Below are 18,559 nucleotides of genomic sequence, written 5' to 3' on the forward strand. Positions count from 1 at the left end.
CGGCCACTTCGGGCGATGATTTCGTTGCCCTGTCCGGAAGTGTGGACATTGCGAACAATGCGAGCAGTGCCACGATACCCTTGACTCCGGTGAACGACCCCGATGTGGAGTTGGACGAGATTGTGACGGTGACCTTGGATCCCGGCGCGGGCTACACGGTTGGCACACCGTCGAGCGCCGATGTGACGATAAGCAGCGAGGATGTCCCACCGGACCCTGTTGCGACGATAACCGCGACTGACGGAGCGGCATCGGAAAGCCCGTTGGACACGGGTGAGTTCACGGTCAGCCTTGATGTTCCCAATACTTCAGGCTCCCCTTTGACGATTGTTTACTCTGTATCGGGCACGGCCACTTCGGGCGATGATTTCGTTGCCCTGTCCGGAAGTGTGGACATTGCGAACAATGCGAGCAGTGCCACGATACCCTTGACTCCGGTGAACGACCCCGATGTGGAGTTGGACGAGATTGTGACGGTGACCTTGGATCCCGGCGCGGGCTACACGGTTGGCACACCGTCGAGCGCCGATGTGACGATAAGCAGTGAGGATGCTGCTGTTGCCACCATTACAGCCAATGATGCTACGGCAGCTGAGAGTCCTGTTAATACAGGGCAGTTTACGGTCAACTTGGGCGCAGTCAATGGCACGGGCTCCCCGATTACGGTGAACTATACGGTTGGCGGCACCGCCACTCCGGGCGATGATTATACTACACTTTCAGGCAGTGTTAGCGTACCTAATGGGCAACAGGCAGCCCCAATTACAGTGACCCCTATTGACGATGGATTGACCGAATTGGATGAGACCGTAATCGTAACCCTTGATTCAGGTGCGGGTTACACGTTAGGAACTCCAGACAACGCGACTGTGACCATAGCCAGTGATGATGATGTGCAACCATCCGGATATACGGTCCTTATCAATCAAGATCCTATAAGTGCTGCAAACCAAAACAATATAAGTTTTACTTTTTCTGGAGCGCCAACTTTTTTAACAACATTTGACTATACATTTTCCAGTGATAGCGATGGCGGTGCCACAACGGTTACGGGTACAGGCTTTGTGCTTACCGCAAATAGAACTGTAAACAATATAGATTTGAGTAGTTTGCCTGATGGACTTATTACCCTACGGGTAACGGTCTCCAATGTTTTGGGCACCGAAGGACCGGAAACCACCGATACGGCTGCAAAGCTTACGACCCTTCCTTCAGGCTATTCTGTAACTATTGACCAAGACCCCATAGATCAAACCAATGAAAATAGTGTAAGCTTCACCTTTGCAAATGCGGAGGTCGGAGCAGGCTTCGATTATACTTTCAGCAGCGACGGTGGTGGAACCCCTGTAACAGGAAGTGGAACCATTGCAACTGCGACAGATCAGATAACGGGAATTGATTTGAGTGGACTTTCCAATGGTACTATTACATTAAGTGTTACCTTATCCAATGTCAATGGCGATGGCCCCGATGTTACGGATGAAGTGGAAAAGGAAACCTGCTTTGCAGGCACTACTGCACCTGTGGCCAATAGTACACCCACCGCCTTTTGCGATGTCATCAACCAAGATTTGGATGCCTATACCTCTAGTGTGGTGCCTTCAGGAGCTACATTACGCTGGAGTACCAATGAAGATACTTCAGAAACAGGTGATTTCTTAAGTGGAAATACCGCTACCGCTCCGGGAACTTACTACGCATTTTTCTACGACTCAGTGAATGAATGTGCAAGTCCAACTTTGGAAGTGACTTTAACATTGAATACCACTCCAAATCCAGGAACGGCTATGAATGTGTCCAGATGTAGCAATTCCGGTGATGGGGTTAGCATATTGCTTTTGGATAATACGTTAACAGGAGCTGATCCCGGAACATGGGCGTTGACATCATCACCCGGAGGTGCGCCCGTTACCATTAATGGGGATAATAGTGTCGATTTTGATGGTCTACCCGAAGGCGCTTATGTTTTTACCTATACCACTACGGGAGCCACCGCACCGTGTACCAACCAAAGTGTGGATCTAACGGTCACGGTACAAGATTGTTCCCTTCCCTGCGATGCTGGGGACAGCGCACCAGCCTTGGATACCAGTCAACCTACGGTTTTCTGTGATGAAGTATCGGCAAATCTAGATTTTTATGTGACCAATACCGCACCTCCCGGAAGTGTTTTAACCTGGAGTACCGACCCCGATCCCTTACAAACCGACCAACACCGTAGCAGTATGGTGAATAATCCTGCATCCTATTTTGGGTTCTTTTATGATGCTGTAAATGATTGTGCCAGTCCAGTACTTACGGTTACCTTGGAGCTTTTCCCAACACCCACCATAACCAACACGGTTGGGGACGAGCGTTGTGGGGAAGGCACATTGACCTTGTCGGCAACAGCTAGTAATGGAGTCTTAAATTGGTATGCCACACCCACGGGTGGAACCTCCTTGGCAACAGGAAATACGTTTATCACCCCTTCCATTGCAACGACCACCTCATATTATGTTGAGGCTTCGGCCAGTGGCTGTGCATCTGAACGGGTGGAAGTGGTTGCGGCTATAAAGGACACTCCTTCGGCAGGTACTTCAACCGATACAGAAGCCTGTAATTTAGTCGGCAACGGAGGTCCCAATATCATAGACCTGGATGGTACCTTGACCGGTGCTGATGCAGGAAGCTGGGCCATTATTACGGATCCTTCTGGAGGCACCTTGACCATTGATGGCGAAAACAATGTGGATTTTGATGGCTTGCCTGTCGGGGATTATGTATTTGAATACACGACAACCGGAGCTGTAGCACCCTGTACCAACGATACCGAACAAGTGACCATAACCGTCAATGCCTGCAATGTGGATACGGACGGCGATGGGCTTACCGATGCCGAGGAAAATACCTTGGGCACAAACATCAACAATCCAGATACCGATGGCGATGGGCTGACGGATGGCGAAGAAGTGCTGGTGGTTGATGATCCAAGTACCACTGCGATTCCAGAAAATGCGACAGATCCTCTGGATGCTTGTGATCCTTTCTTGACGCCGGACTGTAACCCAATGGATATTGATTTGGCCATCACTAAGGATGTGGATGAGGATGAACCACTATTGGGAGATCGAATCACTTTTACCATCACTTTGGAAAATGTGGACATGGCCAGGGTCTTGGATATTGTGGTAACGGACCTATTGGATGATGCATTCGAATATGTTTCGCACCAAACTTCCATGGGAACCTATGATCAGGTTTCAGGGGAATGGTTAATTGACGAGTTGACCGCCGTGGACCAAACGGCAACATTGGAAATTACAGTAAATACCACTACGGCCGGATCTGTTCAGAATACAGCAACTATAACCTCTTCTTTTCCAGCGGATGGAGTTGCCTCAAACAATACAGCAACAGTTCCTATCCAAGTGAATCGAAGTGCATGTGAAGACCCAGGCACCATCTGCAACATATTTTCACCAAACGGCGACGGTAAGAATGATAGGTTGATATTGGTGGGTCATGAGCAGTATTCAAATAATAGTTTTGAGGTTTTTGACCGTTATGGAAACAGTGTCTTCCAGATGGGTGGGTATGATAGTTCGTGGGACGGAACAGGAAAAAATGGCGATCTGCCCAAAGGAACCTATTTCTATATTCTGGACCTCAATGGAGACGGTACGGAAGTGGTAAAAGGGTGGATTCAAATTGTAAGGAACAACTAAAATGCCAGAAACAACAGGTTTGTCAAAATACAGAATTGTTCTAGTGGTGCTTCTTGCGGCCATGGGTGTTGCCCATGCGCAAAAAGAACCCCAATACACCCAATACATGTACAACATCGGAAGTTTTAACGCCGCCTATTCCGGCACGGTGGAGAGTCCCGAGATCATCGGTCTATACCGGGCGCAGTGGGTGGATATTGAGGGTGCACCCACAACCATTAGGGGCGGGGCCAACATTCCCTTCAACAATGAAAAAATGGGATTGGGCATCAATATTGTCAGCGATCAACTCGGGCCTTCCACCCAAACCTATTTTGATGTGGCCTATTCCTATCAAATACAACTATCCGAAGAAACTAAATTGTCATTCGGATTGAATGCTGGAGGGTCATCTTTAAATATCGATTATTCTAAAGGTACAGTGAATAACCCCTCCGACCCATCCATTTTGGGTGGGGAATACACCAACTTCTATCCCACCGTAGGTGCGGGACTTTTTATGTACCACGAAGAAGATTGGTATTTGGGTGTTTCAGTGCCCAATTTTTTGACCAACGCCCTGTATAATGATGAAGTGGCCACCATTGTGGAGGACAACATGCAGTTCAATGCCATTGGAGGCTATGTGTTCCAGATTTCGGACCAAACCAAGTTTAAACCGGCCTTTCTGGTGAATTACCTACAGGGTTCCCCGGTAAATGTGAACCTTTCGGCCAATTTCCAGTTTATTGATGCTTTAACCGTTGGAGCTTCATACCGATTTGACAATGCGGTAAGTGGCTTGGCAGGTTTTCAGATTTCCGATGCTATGTTCATTGGCTATTCATACGATTACAATACCAATTTATTGGGAGAATACAGCGGAGGCTCGCACGAGGCTATCTTAAAATTTTATATTGGTCGCGGTGGTTTTGGTTCCGGCGGCTCCAAAACAAGGAACAAGAACAAAAATTCAAACAACAAAGGAAAACAGATAGATTCCCCAAGATTTTTCTAACATGAACAAGGCAAATAAAATACAGCTGGCGCTTTTGGCAACCCTTTTGGGCGTGGTTTTCTGCTTTGGTCAGAAAAAGTCCAAAGGAGACAATTTCTTTTTTCAATACAAATACCAGCAGGCCATAACGGCATATGAATCGCAAATGACGGAGGGCACTTTGTCCGAACAGCAGTTTTTGAACTTGGCGGATTCGTATTTTGAGACCAATAATTTTGAAAAGGCATCAGAAGCTTATTTGGAAATCTTCAAGAAAGATACTTTGATGGGTGGGCACCATTACAACAAAATGTTGCAGAGCATTTCAAAAACATCCGATACGGAAAGAAAGAACGCTTTTCTGGCCACCATGTCCGCCAGTTTCCCAAAAGAACTCATGGAAAATATGGAGTTCAATCAGCAATTGTTGGAAAATAATGCTGCGGAATCCGGTTTGGAGTATCAGATTTTCAACTTAACAGCGAACAGTCCACAGACAGATTTTGCCCCTGCATTCTACAAGGACCAGCTTTTATTTACCAGCGGACGGTTTCAGGAAGATGGGAAAAGGTATGAACCGGGCAACGAAAACTATTTCAATATTTATGGAGCTCGTTTGCAACCCGATGGGCAAATTTTGGATATACAAGCTTTTGGAGAACTCCCAAGCTCCAACTTTCATAAGGCCACACCCTATTTTTCTGAAGATCAAGAGAGTATTTTTTATGTGCTTTCCAATACCCAGGACGGCGAGCTTGCCTTCGACCCAAATGGAAAAAATGCCTTGGCTATAGGCAAGCAGGACATTGGTGGCTCGTTTCAATTATTGCTGAAGGATTTAAGCACCTCTTTTTATTATCCGTTTTATGATGATGAAGCCAGTGGAAAACTTTATTTCTCGGCCAATTTTGAGGATGGTTATGGTGGCACGGATATTTACTACGTGTACACCAATAATGGTCAGGTGATGTCGGCTCCCATTAATTTGGGCCCACGGATCAATTCATCGGGAAATGAGATAGCCCCCTTTATTTTTGAAGGTAGCTTTTACTTTGCTTCGGATGTGTTCTATGGTTTTGGGGGGATGGATGTGTACAAATCCAATATGGAAGGCGAGGACTTCAGCATCCCCATCAATTTGGGAAAGGGCATCAATTCCACGGAAGATGACTTTGGATTGATCATGCGGAATGAAGGTGAAGGCTTGTTGGGCTATTTTACTTCCAATAGACCGGGAGGCAAGGGCAAGGATGACATTTATGGATTTAAAGTGGCCGAGAAACCCGGCTTAAAAACAATCACATTCAAGGGAAAGGTAGTAAAGCCGTATGATGCATCTGAAGTGGTGGACAAAGCTGTTATTCGATTGAAGGATGCAAGCGGAGAGCTCTTGGCGGAGACCTATTCGGATGAAGAGGGTAATTATAGATTGGAAATTCCTTGGGTGGAAGAGGTGGTTTTGGAATCCACCAAAGATCGGTATTCCAAATTCACCAAACGTTTTACCGAAAGTGATTTGGAGGGAAAGGAAAGTTTGGATTTTGATATTGGCATTTCGCTCTACGATGATCTGGTGGAAGAAAAAGAAGGCCAAATGGTCGTGAAAATGAAAAAGTTCCTCTTTGGAAACAACAATACCCAATTGACCCCTGAAATTGAGTCTGAATTGAATAAGGTGGTCGATTTTATAAAAGGATTTCCGTCTGCACAGCTTCGGATAGAGACCTATACCGACAGTAGGGGAGGGAGCTCCACTAACTTTAGGTTGACACAGAGCCGTTCCGATGCCATAAAACAATATTTGATTCAACAGGGAGTTCCTTCCTCCAATATCCTATATTCCGTTGGGTATGGTGAAGATAAAATTTTGAACAACTGTACCAATGGGGTTTTCTGTCTGGAAATGCTCCATCAGCAAAACCAGCGATCTTTGGTGGTGGTACTCAACGATAATATTCTTTTTGAATGATGATTTAGGTTCAGCTCCAGATCATCCAACAATAATACAAGGCAAATAGCGATAGGAAGACCATTCCGCACCAGGTGAGTATCTGTAGCCCTATTTTGGGTTTATGTGCTTGGGGAATATCCTTGCCCATAACCGTTTTCAGGTTCATCCATCCAAGCAAAGGGGCCAATACAAAAGAAACAAAGGTGGCCAAGGCAACGAGGTTGGCCATGTTGGCACCAAAAACCGTGATGACGAGCCAGTTGATCACGGCCATGATGATCACGGTAACTGCAAAAGCATTCTTGCTCTTAAAAACCTCTTTTTTGGGATACAGTTTTTCAAGCACATCAATACTGACCCGTGATACGGCATCGTGGGCGGTCATGCACGTACTGAACATGGTGGCAAAAGCTGCAACGGCGATAAAAAAGTAGGCCCAATCCCCAATGTGCACTGTAAATAAAGTAACCAATTGGTCGGCAAATACCACCGCACTACCGCTGAGCTCGGTTCCAGTGCCGTAGAGGGTCATCCAACCGATGATCAAAAAGAAAACGGCCAAAATCGCTGTTAAAAAATACCCCACATTAAATTCTTGGAGGGCCAATTTTAGGGAGGGTTTTTCCTTCATGGTCTTTAAATTTTCTATGCTCCACATGCTTACCCATCCGGAAGCCTCCACCGCAGTGGGCATCCACCCAATAAGTCCGATTAAAAATAAAATGCCCACCTCATTGAATATCTCTGGCCGTTGATACGACTCGGCATTCGGCACAGGCCCTTTTTGGATCACCAGCACGGTGGTCACCAAAAGCGCCACAAACAATATGGTGATGACCGCTTTTAATGAATTTTCCAAAAAACGGTATTTTCCAATGATGAGCAACAGGCTGATAAAAACAAAAAGGCACAAAGCAATACCACCGGCACCCATACTCGAAATTTGGAACAGGTTCATAAAAAGTCCGGCAGTGACCACATACAGTGCGGCCAAAATGGTGAATGTGGATATTAAAGTAACAAAGGCATAAATCCACAAATAGGTTTTGCCGAGGTTTAAATACCCTTCTATCAGACTTTTCTCCGTTACGGTGGTGTATCGCACCCCAAACTCAAAAAAAGGATATTTTAAGAGATTGGCCAGAATAATGGGGATGATCATGATCCATCCATATTGAGCTCCGGCCTTGGTGGACAATACCAAATGGGAGGTTCCAATGGCCATGCTGGCAAAAAGCAAACCAGGACCAAGGACTTTGAGAAGCGTTTTCAGTTGTGTCATGTAAAGTCAATAGTGCGCGGCTCTAAAATAGTATATTTATGGCAGTCCATAAAAAGCCACTTCTTAGTGTTCAAATGAGAAAACATGTGCATGATCAACAATGATATGGAATTTGGGTCAACGGATAGAACTATTTGTCTTTAAGTCCCAATCCATAGTTGTCATTAGGGCGGAGAATCCCATTCTTCAGATGGAACAATCCTGAAAAAGGGTCGTTTTTAAATTCCAAATGCCCGTCCAGATCGGCATATTTTACATTGGATCGGGACAGGGCAAAATGCAATCCCGCTGAAATACCCAAACTGCATTCATCCAAACAACCCACCATGGCTTCAAGATTGGCCGCCTTGGCCACTGCATTGATGTGCAACCCTTCACGAATTCCCCCAACCTTCATCAATTTAATGTTCACCATGTCAATCCGTTGGTTTTGTGCCAAACGAAAAGTGTCTTTAACGGATTTTAGGCTTTCATCGGCCATTATGGGCAGGTCAAGCGTATTTTTTACCTCACCCAGATGTTTATCAAGTCCCGGTTTTGTGGGTTGTTCCAGAATTTCAATGTTCAAATTTTTTACCTTTTGATCAAAGGTCATGGTTTCTTGGACCGAATATCCTTGATTTCCATCAAACCGAAGCCGTATATTGGGAAATTGCTCATGGATCTTTATCATTTTTTCAACATCGTCTTCCACGGATAATCCCCCTTTTATTTTTAATATGGAAAATCCTTGTTTTACATATTCAGAAGCTATTTGCAGTGTTTCTGCCAAGGGAAGAATTCCAATGGTGATACTGGTGGCTATCTCATGACGATACCCGCCTAAAAATTGATAGAGAGGAACCTGCATTTTCTTGGCGGAAATATCCAAAAGGGCCATGTCCACCATGGCCAAAGCCGATGATTTTTGGGGTAATTGAAGGGAAAGCTCCTCTAAAATCCTTGAAATCAGAAAAGGGTTCTTCCCCTTCAAAATAGGTTTTATGATATTTTCAATGGCATTTTCAACATCCTCCGGGGACTCATGGGTAACGGTAATATCGGGAGCGGCACATCCAAAGCCTACGATATGGCCATCGGTTTCAATTTTAAGGATGAAATTGGTGGCTTTGGAAATTTCCTCATAGGCAATGGTGTACGGAATCAAGAGTTCCAACTCCAGCCGTTCATACCCAATATTGGTGATGATCATGATTTCAACTTTGTTTTGAGCAGCTGGACGAGGTCTTGCGCCCCATGGGCCAAAACATCAAAAGTGGGCAATCCGGTCTCTTCTTGCAATGCCTTGCACGCTGGAAGAATTTCAGAAGGCTCCATATTTTCATGATTGACCGTGATGGCAATCACTTTTTTTCCTGAAATGACCTGAATGGCATTGATCTGCTCCTGAATGGAATGCATTTTGTAGCCTGGAAAGCCATCATATTCCAAACGTTTGGGAGCATGTTGGAGGATGACGTAATCGGGTCGGCCTGCGGCCAAAATCTCAAATCCACCGGGATAGGCGGGATTCATCAAGCTGCCTTGCCCTTCAATGACAATGACATCCGGTTTTTCATTGCGATAGGCACTTACCACGGCATGTTCAATTTCCCCGGAAACAAAATCGTTGATACAGCTGTCCATGATCATGCTGTATTTGGCTCCCTGCATCCAAGCGGTCTGTCCGGTTCCTATCATCTCAGCTTTATAGCCGGCATCCCTGAATCCATGGACCAGAAACCACGAAGTGGTTCGTTTACCCAGAGCAGAATCGGTTCCCAAAACGGCCAATTTTAGGCAATCTACTTTTTCAATATCGCCCGTAAAAAAATGAAGTTTATCCCTATCCGGGGTTTTTCGTACATCGCGAATGGTACTATGGTTTTCTTGGGCCAGTTTTACCAGTTCCGGGTCGTTGGTCAGAAAATCATGGAGCCCACTATCCACGTTCCAACCCAATTTCAATGCTTTTTTGATGGTTTCCTTGGCGGATTCTGGCAACCGTCCCCCATCAGGAGCCAATCCAATGACCAAATAATCTGGGATTTGATTTTTTTTGGACAAAGCTTGAATGGCTGTTTCTATATCGGAAAATAAGGGAATATTATTCGGTTTTCCGTCCAAGACCATTCCTGCATCCTCACCAGCATACCTACTGTCCAAAACGCCGACTATTTCATACCGTTCCGTAAAACGAACAAGTCCGTGGGCTGTTTTTCCATTAGGGGTATTGAATGCACCTTCGCAATACACAAGGGCCTTTCCGTCAATTTTTTTCATAAGCGTTAGTATTTTGCAGTGAGTACCGCAACAAAACGATTGGGTTCAAAGTTCATGGTTTCATTAAGCTCCAAGAGGGCGATCAAACCTGCGGTGGAGGCCGGGAGAATTCGGAGCCCTTCTTTTTTGAGCAGCAAGGTGCTCATGTCCCGCATTTTTTTATCGCTGATGTTAAAGGCCTCACCCTTGGATTGGTTCAAGGCATAAAGTGCCTCATCCCCATCAAAGCTGTGCCAATTGATCAAGGGTTCATTGTATTTGGTTTCCTTGACTTTTTCAGGCTGAAGATCTTGGCAATGGTCCAATCCCTTTTTGAAGGATTGGATAATCGGATTTTTACGGGTTGAGGAGGCCGCGATCATCTTGGGGATTTTTGAGGTCTTTCCCCGTTTGTACAAGCTGGCAAACCCCCGATAGATGCCCGCCAAGAGCGTTCCATTGGAAACCGGTACGGCGCAATATTCCGGTGCATCGCCCAAATCGTCCACAATTTCAGTGGCAATTTGGGCGTAGGAAGCAATTTGTAATGGCGTATTGGCCCCACCGGGGTTGGCATCATACCACTCCTCTTCCATGGCCATTTCACTTACTTTTTTTACCACATCTTCATAGCTTCCATCAAGCCTTATGATGTTGGCCGAAAGCGATTCCATCTCCTTGATGCGCTCGGTATGGTAGGAGGATGGAATGGCAATGATGCACTCCAATCCAGCAAGATCGGCGGCCACGGCCACGGCCACACCATAATTTCCACAAGTGGCAAGGCTGATGGTGCTGAACCCACGTCTAAGGGCATCATACACTTGGGCAAAGGCAATACGGTCCTTTTGGGTGCCCGAAGGGTTGTCCCCTTCATATTTTATAAAGAGTTGCCGAATGTCAAATTCGCGTTCCAAGGATTTGGCACGGGTCATGGAGGTATCGCCCACCTCAATATTGATGATATCCTCAAAACTCTCCAGCCTATCCACCAGAGATTTGCTTTTGTCCTTTACAAAGGCACTGAGTTCCTTGGTTTCGGAAGAGACTTTGAGTTCGGCTGTTTTTACGCCATCTATTAGATTCATGCGATAGTGTTGGAATAGACTAAAGGTATTGTTTTAAAGCATTTTTTGGCAAGGCGAATGGAAAATTTATAGGAAAAGAAAAAGCCCTTATAAAATAAGGGCTTTTGTACTCGAGGCGGGACTTGAACCCGCACGGGCAAAATGCCCACAGGATTTTAAGTCCGGCGTGTCTACCAATTCCACCACTCGAGCTTGTCTGCCGTAGGCATGACAGGACTTAATTTTCAGTATTTTGATTTTTCTGGTTGTGAATCAAATTCTTTAAGAATTCTTTTCCATAGCCAGATTTTAATTTTTTCTCTTCAACCCTGGCCTCTAATCTTGTTTTAAATTCTTTTTTAAAAATTAAAACAAATGGTCTGTATGGCCTTGTCGTTTTATTTTCACCTGAGTTATGTTCTTTTACTCTTCTTTCAATATCAGAAGTTATTCCGACATAAATATAGTTTCTTTCCAAACTATTCAAAGCATATGTATAGAACATAATCCTGTTTTCAAAGTCCGTCTACCAACCTGCCTGCCGGCAGGCAGGTTCCACCACTCGAGCTTGTCTGCCGTAGGCATGACAGGACTTATCACTAAAAAAAACTCCACCCGTGGTGACTGAGCGGAGTCGAAGTCGAGCGAAAAACGGGATTCGAACCCGCGACCTCCACCTTGGCAAGGTGATGCTCTACCAACTGAGCTATTTTCGCGTTTTAAAGAACCACCACTTTTTCAAGTGCTGACCTAGCCTTCCAGCATAGGCAGGTGCAAATTTAAAACATTTCTATAAAATAGAAAGAATTTTTTCAGGAAGTCGCTTTTTTCTTTTTGCTCAGCAACCGTTTGATTTCATTCAACTTCATTAAAGCCTCTACAGGCGTAAGGGTGTCAATATCCAAATGCAATATTTCCTCCTTGATTTCTTCCAGAAGTGGATCATCCAGATTGAAGAAGCTGAGCTGCATTTCGGAGGATTGTAATTTATCGGTCATCTCTTCACTGGAATGTGATTTCTCCAGTTTTTTCAGAATCTTATTGGCCTTTTGGATGACCTGTTGGGGCATTCCCGCCATTTTGGCCACATGGATTCCAAAACTGTGCTCGCTGCCGCCGGGCACCAATTTCCGAAGGAAAAGTACATTATCCTCCAACTCCTTTATCGAAACATTGTAATTTTTGATTCGGGGGAAAGTAGTGGTCATTTCATTGAGTTCGTGGTAATGGGTCGCAAAAAGGGTTTTGGCCTTTGCCGGATGCTCGTGCAGATATTCCGAAATGGCCCAAGCAATGGAAATGCCATCATACGTACTGGTGCCACGGCCAATCTCATCCAACAACACCAAACTCCGTTCAGAGAGGTTGTTGAGAATGGAAGCGGTCTCGTTCATTTCCACCATAAAAGTGGATTCCCCCATGGAAATGTTGTCACTGGCCCCGACCCGGGTAAAAATCTTGTCCACCACACCAATGGTAGCTTCAGAAGCGGGCACAAAACTTCCCATTTGGGCCAAGAGCACAATAAGCGCCGTTTGCCGTAACAAAGCCGATTTACCACTCATGTTTGGCCCTGTGATCATGATGATCTGCTGTTCCTCTCGGTTCAGAAGTACGTCATTCGTCACATAACGTTCCCCCAAGGGCAATTGCTTTTCAATCACGGGATGTCGCCCTTCCTTAATGTCCAGTTGGGTGGATTCATTCACCACGGGTTCCACATATTGGTTCGCTGTGGCGAGCTGGGCAAATCCGCAGAGGCAGTCCAATTGCGCAATAAGGTGGGCATTTTGTTGTACGGGGGCAATGTATTCCTGCATCCACACCAATAATTGCTCAAACAATTGTTGCTCCAACAGGTGAATGCGCTCCTCGGCCCCCAGGATTTTGGCTTCGTACTCCTTGAGCTCTTCCGTGATATAACGTTCCGCGCTCACAAGCGTCTGTTTGCGAATCCAAGTATCGGGCACTTTGTCCTTGTGGGTGTTGCGTACCTCAATATAATACCCGAATACATTATTGGAAGCGATTTTAAGCGAAGTGATCCCCGTATTTTTGGTTTCACGCTCCAACATCTTGTCCAGATAATCCTTCCCGGAAAAGGCGAGGTTACGGAGCTCGTCCAATTCTTCGGAATAGCCTTGCGCAATGGTGTTGCCTTTGGCAAGATTTACAGGAGCTTCTTCATTTAGTGTTTCTTTGATTTTGTTCCGAAGGGCATCACACGCATCCAATCGTTCCCCAATGGATTTGAGCGAAGCATTGGAACTCTCTTGGGCCAATTGCTTGATGGGCACAACCGCTTCCAAGGAATTTTTGAGTTGAATCACCTCTTTGGGATTGATTTTCCCTGTGGCCAGTTTAGAGATGAGTCGCTCCAGATCGCCCATTGGTTTGATCCAGTGCTGGGTCCTTTCCAGTTGCTCGACGTTATCCTTCAAATAGGAAACCACCTGATGGCGTTGCCGAATTTTTTCAATGTTTTTTAGTGGAAGGGCCAACCATCGTTTTAGGAGTCTTCCGCCCATGGGCGACAAGGTATGGTCGATAATGTCCAACAACGTCACCGCATTTTGGTGGGGGGAATGGTAGAGTTCCAAGTTGCGGATGGTAAATCGGTCCATCCAAACATGTTCCTCCTCGGCGATACGCTGAATTGTGTTGATGTGCTGCAATCTGCTGTGCTGTGTCTCGGACAGGTAATGCAAAACCGCACCTGAAGCAATAATGCCATGGTTGAGATGATCAATACCAAAACCCTTTAGGGTTTTTGTCCCAAAATGATTGTTCAGGCTTTCATCGGCATAGTCTTCCTGAAAAATCCAATCATCCAAAAAGAAACTATGGAATTGGTTCCCAAAAAGTTCGGCAAACTCCTTTTTATGGTTTTTGGAGACCAAGACTTCGTTGGGCGCAAAATTCTGGAGCAGCTTGTCCATTTGTTCCACAGAACCTTCGGAGGTCAAAAATTCCCCTGTGGAAATATCCAAAAATGAAATGCCCAATTTGTTCCGCCCAAAATGGACAGCGCACAGAAAATTATTGCTTTTGGCCGAAAGAATATCGTCATTAAGGGCCACTCCGGGCGTAACCAGTTCCGTAACGCCCCGTTTCACAATACTTTTGGTCTGCTTGGGGTCTTCCAATTGGTCGCAAATGGCCACACGTTGCCCTGCCTTTACCAATTTGGGCAGATAGGTGTTCAGGGAGTGGTGTGGAAACCCGGCCAGTTCGGTCTTGTCCCCGCCATTGTTCCTATGGGTAAGGATGATGCCCAAAATTTTGGCCGCCTTAATGGCATCGTCACCAAAAGTTTCATAAAAATCCCCAACACGGAACAGCAACAAGGCATCAGGGTGTTTTACCTTGATGGCATTGTACTGTTGCATTAAGGGAGTGACTTTCTTTGTCTTTTTATTGGCTGCCAAAGTATTTTATTCTTTTACTTTTGTCCTAATTAAGGGTAAACGGAAAATTAGGGTATCGATTTAACTTCAATGTCACATCGAGCTGTCATCCTGAGCGTAGTCGAAGGAGCTGCCGAGATGTTTTTGTCAATCTTTCGACTGCGCTCAAGAAGACAAAAACCGGGTTTCATAACGAGTAAAAGGAAATCGATAGACTTTTTTACGCAAAAACGAATATATCGTTTTCCCCATACACCCAGAACTATTGTTGATATTTTTGGCCCAATGGTTAAAAAAATGAATCGGAAACTGGAAAACAGCGAATTGGAGCGATTGGATGTGGAAACATTCAAGCAAACGGAGAAATCACCCATAATCCTGATTTTGGACAACATTCGGAGTCTCAACAATATCGGTTCCGTGTTCCGAACAGCTGATGCCTTTCTGATCCAGAAAATCTATTTATGCGGTATTACGGCCACCCCGCCCCACAAGGATATTCGGAAAACCGCTTTGGGCGCTACCGAGAGCGTGGATTGGGAATATCGAAAAGACACCTTGGAACTCATTGGGGAATTAAAGCAGGCCGGTATACGGACCGTTGCCGTGGAACAGGCTGAAAATGCAACAATGCTCAATGAGTTTACCGTTAACACCAAGGAAACGATTGCCCTAATTTTTGGCAATGAAGTCAAAGGCGTTTCCCAAGAAGTGGTTTCGGCCAGTGATGCGGTTGTGGAAATTCCGCAATTTGGAACAAAGCATTCCTTGAATATCTCGGTAAGTGCGGGTGTAGTGGTCTGGGATATTTGGAACAAATTTCACCCCAAAAACTAAAAAAGCCCTGTAAAAACAGGGCTGGATATATAGTTTGAGTTAGTTAGTTCCTCGATTAGAGGGCTCTAATAAAATAAAACCATTCGTTATATCCAAACATTTTGTAAAAATTCTCTTAAAAATCTGCCAAAATTATAGTGTCTTCCAACCGCTCCAAAATGGATTCGTAATCGGTTGGATTATGGACAAAATCTAACTCGCTTAAATCCAATATTATACTGTTCTGCTCTGGATGGTCCTTGATAAAATCCAAATAGCCCCGGTTTATTTTCTCTAAATATTCAGGAGGTATTTTCTGTTCGTAATCCCTTCCCCTTTTCTTTATATTTTGCAACAACCGCTCTGTATTTTGATAGAGATAGAGGTAGATTTCAGGTTTTTTTACCTCCTTGTACATGAAATTGAAGACCTTTCGGTACAAATTAAACTCATCGTTCTGCAAAGTGATCTTCGCAAAAATGAGCGATTTAAAAATGTCGTAATCACTCACCATAAAGTTTTTGAACAGGTCAAACTGCGACGTGTCATCCGTAAACTGCTGGTAGCGATCTGCCAAAAATGACATTTCCAACGGGAAGGCATAGCGGGACTGATCTTCATAAAATTTAGGCAGGAAAGGGTTGTCCGCAAAACGCTCCAACACCAATTTGGCATTGAAATCCTCAGCGATCATTTTGGACAAGGTGGTCTTCCCCGCACCAATATTCCCTTCAATGGCAATGAACTGCAATTTTGAGAAAAGCTCGGCCCGATTCCGGAACAGCCTATATTTTGTTTTGTGCATCTTGCTGCGGTCCTTGCATTCCTGAAGCAGGTTTCGGATGTCTTTATTGAATACAGGATGATAAAACTGCGGAGCAATATTGGCCAGGGGTTTTAACACAAAGTTTCGATGCTGCATCTGGGGGTGGGGAATCTTCAGATGAGGTAGGTCTATGATCTCTTTTCCGTAGAAAATAATATCAATGTCCAGTGTTCGGGATTTAAAACCTTCAGTTCCAGAACGATCTCTGCCAAAATGCCTTTCAATTTCAAGTAGCGCATCAAGCAATTCCGTTGGGGAAAGTTTGGTCAAGGCCACTAAGCAGATGTTCAAAAAATCATCCCCCTCAAACCCCACGGCCGGATTCTCATAAACGGTGGAAACGGTCAGAATTTTGCCCACCTTTTTTTCAATTTGAAAAATGGCCTTTTGGAGCGTTGCAAACCGATTGCCCAAATTGCTGCCCAGCGAAAGATATACTTGTTGAGATTGGCCCATAATCAAAAGGACAAAGTAACAAAACAATGCAACAATGGTTATCTTTGGCGCGGAATAAATTTTTGTTGGATGAACTTTTTGAGAAACCTTTTGGCCTCTATCTTGGGGTCTTTGATGGCCTTTGGAATACTGATGGGCATGTTCTTTATCTTCATTGCCCTGGTGAGCAATGCGGATGACGGCGTTGTGGTGAAGCGCAACTCCATCTTGGAGTTTGGTTTTATGGCACCGGTAAAAGATTATACGGGCAAGGATGAGACCGACCCTTTTTTGGGACTTTGGAACAATGAAATTGGATTGGATGAGATTCTGCATGCCATCAAAATTGCCAAAGAGGACCCCAATATTGAGGGCATTAGCTTGACCACCAATTTTTTGCAGGCCGGAATAGCCCAGACACGGGAGATACGGGAAGCTTTGTTGGATTTTAAATCCACGGGCAAATTTGTGTATGCCTATTCCGATTTTTATACCCAAAAGGATTATTATTTGGCCAGTGTGGCCGATGAGGTTTACCTGAACCCCGTTGGAACCTTGGATTTTAAAGGGCTTTCCACAGAGATACTCTACTTTAAGGATTTGCAGGAGAAGACCGGGGTGAAAATGGAGGTAATCCGCCATGGGAAATACAAAAGTGCCGTGGAGCCTTTCCTTTCCAATACCATGAGTGCCGAAAATCGCTTGCAGATACAAGAATTGATTTCCTCCATTTGGAATGTTATTGTTGATGATATTTCCACATCCCGAAGTATAACCCCAGAGAATTTGAATGTTATCGCCGACACCCTTGGCGGTAGAACCCCAAAATATGCCTTGGCATCCGGACTTGTGGACGGAAACCTGCATTTTGATCAGTACGAGGACCTTCTTCGGGAAAAGGTATATTTTGAGAAAGATGAACCCCTCAATTACATTAAGTTTGAAGATTATGCCTTTACGGCCAACAGAAAAAAAGTACATACCGGAACGGACAAAATAGCTGTGATCTATGCCCTAGGTGAAATTTTTTACGGGGAAGGCAGCAAGGATTACATTGGGCAAGGTTTAATTGTGGATGCCCTTCGAAAAGCTAAGGACAATGAAAACATAAAAGCCATTGTGTTGCGCGTGGACTCTCCCGGAGGGAGTGCTTTGGTGTCCGATATCATTTGGCGTGAAATGGAATTGACCAAGGAAGAAAAGCCTGTGGTGGTTTCCTTTGGAAATGTGGCGGCATCCGGAGGCTATTATATTGGTGTCGGCGGGGACAAAATCTTTGCGGAGCCTACCACTATCACGGGGTCGATTGGTGTTTTTGGCACCATTCCCAATGTAAACGAGCTGGCCGGAAACATCGGCATCAATGCAGAGCAGGTGGGTACCAATAAAAATTCTGTGGATTATTCCCTGTTTGAGCCCATGAGCAATACTTTCAGAAATACCATAGAGGAAGGCATTGAGGATACTTACCAAACCTTTTTGGAACGTGTGGCCGCTGGCCGAAATATGAGCATAGAACAAGTGGATGCCCTTGCCCAAGGCAGGGTGTGGAGTGGGGTGGATGCCCAAGCCAATGGTTTGGTGGATGAGTTGGGCAATCTGGATGATGCCATAGCCGCTGCCGCCGAATTGGCCGGTCTGGATTCGTATGGCATTCGGAAATACCCAAAATACAAGTCGGACTTTGAACGGTTTATGGAAGATTTGGGCGGTGTAAAGTCCAAAATAGGGGAAGAGGCCATCAAGGAGCAAATAGGGGCGGAAGCCTATCAATTGCTATCCGAATTCAAACAGTTTTCCAAACAAAAGGGAATTCAGGCCAAGATGCCGTTCAGTCTAAACATTAAATAA

The 18,559-nt window shown here is 45.1% G+C and carries 12 protein-coding genes and 2 tRNA genes; 5 read left to right on the top strand and 9 right to left on the bottom strand.

Features of this window, described 5'->3' with window-relative positions; all coding sequences use genetic code 11:
• The 3 genes from A7D14_RS01320 to A7D14_RS01330 all read left to right on the top strand — a co-directional run.
• The coding region (locus A7D14_RS01320) for a gliding motility-associated C-terminal domain-containing protein (protein ID WP_067029154.1) at positions 1–3,707 on the top strand (3,707 nt) is incomplete at its 5' end.
• Between the two features lies 1 nt (position 3,708).
• Positions 3,709–4,704 (top strand): type IX secretion system membrane protein PorP/SprF, encoded by a 996-nt coding sequence (locus tag A7D14_RS01325; RefSeq protein ID WP_067029157.1) that lies wholly within the window; start codon positions 3,709–3,711, stop codon positions 4,702–4,704.
• A gap of 1 nt (position 4,705) precedes the next feature.
• Positions 4,706–6,652, top strand: coding sequence for an OmpA family protein (locus tag A7D14_RS01330; RefSeq protein ID WP_067029159.1), 1,947 nt, complete (start codon positions 4,706–4,708; stop codon positions 6,650–6,652).
• Positions 6,653–6,662: 10 nt separating this feature from the next.
• On the opposite strand, the gene A7D14_RS01335 is transcribed toward A7D14_RS01330, so the two are convergent.
• The 8 genes from A7D14_RS01335 to mutS all read right to left on the bottom strand — a co-directional run bounded on the left by A7D14_RS01335 (position 6,663) and on the right by mutS (position 14,613).
• Positions 6,663–7,916: an NRAMP family divalent metal transporter gene (locus tag A7D14_RS01335; protein ID WP_067029160.1), complete on the bottom strand. Its 1,254-nt coding sequence runs from the start codon at positions 7,914–7,916 to the stop codon at positions 6,663–6,665.
• Between the two features lie 130 nt (positions 7,917–8,046).
• Entirely contained in the window at positions 8,047–9,108 is a 1,062-nt protein-coding gene (locus A7D14_RS01340; protein WP_067029162.1) for a mandelate racemase/muconate lactonizing enzyme family protein, read from the bottom strand.
• Positions 9,105–10,178, bottom strand: coding sequence for a DUF1611 domain-containing protein (locus A7D14_RS01345; protein ID WP_067029164.1), 1,074 nt, complete (start codon positions 10,176–10,178; stop codon positions 9,105–9,107). Before A7D14_RS01345 ends, A7D14_RS01340 begins: the two co-directional genes overlap by 4 nt.
• Before the next feature lie 5 nt (positions 10,179–10,183).
• Positions 10,184–11,245 carry a pyridoxal-phosphate dependent enzyme gene (locus A7D14_RS01350; RefSeq protein ID WP_067029166.1) on the bottom strand — a complete coding sequence of 354 codons (1,062 nt, stop codon included), beginning with the start codon at positions 11,243–11,245 and terminating at the stop codon, positions 10,184–10,186.
• 107 nt (positions 11,246–11,352) lie between these two features.
• Positions 11,353–11,437, bottom strand: a tRNA-Leu gene (locus A7D14_RS01355).
• Between the two features lie 25 nt (positions 11,438–11,462).
• Positions 11,463–11,729: a GIY-YIG nuclease family protein gene (locus tag A7D14_RS01360; protein ID WP_067029168.1), complete on the bottom strand. Its 267-nt coding sequence runs from the start codon at positions 11,727–11,729 to the stop codon at positions 11,463–11,465.
• Positions 11,730–11,867: 138 nt separating this feature from the next.
• A tRNA-Gly gene (locus A7D14_RS01365) sits at positions 11,868–11,940 on the bottom strand.
• Between the two features lie 96 nt (positions 11,941–12,036).
• On the bottom strand, positions 12,037–14,613 hold the full coding sequence (gene mutS / locus A7D14_RS01370; protein ID WP_067029218.1) for a DNA mismatch repair protein MutS: 2,577 nt from the start codon (positions 14,611–14,613) through the stop codon (positions 12,037–12,039).
• Between the two features lie 315 nt (positions 14,614–14,928).
• Between mutS and A7D14_RS01375 the strand changes: the two genes are divergently transcribed.
• Positions 14,929–15,468: an RNA methyltransferase gene (locus A7D14_RS01375; RefSeq protein WP_067029219.1), complete on the top strand. Its 540-nt coding sequence runs from the start codon at positions 14,929–14,931 to the stop codon at positions 15,466–15,468.
• 115 nt (positions 15,469–15,583) lie between these two features.
• Here A7D14_RS01375 and folK read toward each other — a convergent pair whose 3' ends face one another.
• Positions 15,584–16,729, bottom strand: coding sequence for a 2-amino-4-hydroxy-6-hydroxymethyldihydropteridine diphosphokinase (folK, locus tag A7D14_RS01380; RefSeq protein ID WP_067029171.1), 1,146 nt, complete (start codon positions 16,727–16,729; stop codon positions 15,584–15,586).
• Between the two features lie 69 nt (positions 16,730–16,798).
• Here folK and sppA point away from each other — a divergent pair, with 69 nt between their 5' ends.
• Entirely contained in the window at positions 16,799–18,559 is a 1,761-nt protein-coding gene (gene sppA / locus A7D14_RS01385; protein ID WP_067029173.1) for a signal peptide peptidase SppA, read from the top strand.

Source organism: Allomuricauda sp. CP2A, from assembly GCF_001683915.1.
Classification (GTDB): domain Bacteria; phylum Bacteroidota; class Bacteroidia; order Flavobacteriales; family Flavobacteriaceae; genus Flagellimonas.

Coding starts and splice junctions, on each gene's coding strand:
- A7D14_RS01360 (WP_067029168.1), bottom strand. CDS start 11,729: ATGTTCTATACATATGCTTTGAATAGTTTGGAAAGAAACTATATTTAT.
- mutS (WP_067029218.1), bottom strand. CDS start 14,613: ATGCAACAGTACAATGCCATCAAGGTAAAACACCCTGATGCCTTGTTG.
- A7D14_RS01350 (WP_067029166.1), bottom strand. CDS start 11,245: ATGAATCTAATAGATGGCGTAAAAACAGCCGAACTCAAAGTCTCTTCC.
- A7D14_RS01330 (WP_067029159.1), top strand. CDS start 4,706: ATGAACAAGGCAAATAAAATACAGCTGGCGCTTTTGGCAACCCTTTTG.
- A7D14_RS01375 (WP_067029219.1), top strand. CDS start 14,929: ATGAATCGGAAACTGGAAAACAGCGAATTGGAGCGATTGGATGTGGAA.
- A7D14_RS01325 (WP_067029157.1), top strand. CDS start 3,709: ATGCCAGAAACAACAGGTTTGTCAAAATACAGAATTGTTCTAGTGGTG.
- A7D14_RS01335 (WP_067029160.1), bottom strand. CDS start 7,916: ATGACACAACTGAAAACGCTTCTCAAAGTCCTTGGTCCTGGTTTGCTT.
- sppA (WP_067029173.1), top strand. CDS start 16,799: ATGAACTTTTTGAGAAACCTTTTGGCCTCTATCTTGGGGTCTTTGATG.
- folK (WP_067029171.1), bottom strand. CDS start 16,729: ATGGGCCAATCTCAACAAGTATATCTTTCGCTGGGCAGCAATTTGGGC.
- A7D14_RS01340 (WP_067029162.1), bottom strand. CDS start 9,108: ATGATCATCACCAATATTGGGTATGAACGGCTGGAGTTGGAACTCTTG.
- A7D14_RS01345 (WP_067029164.1), bottom strand. CDS start 10,178: ATGAAAAAAATTGACGGAAAGGCCCTTGTGTATTGCGAAGGTGCATTC.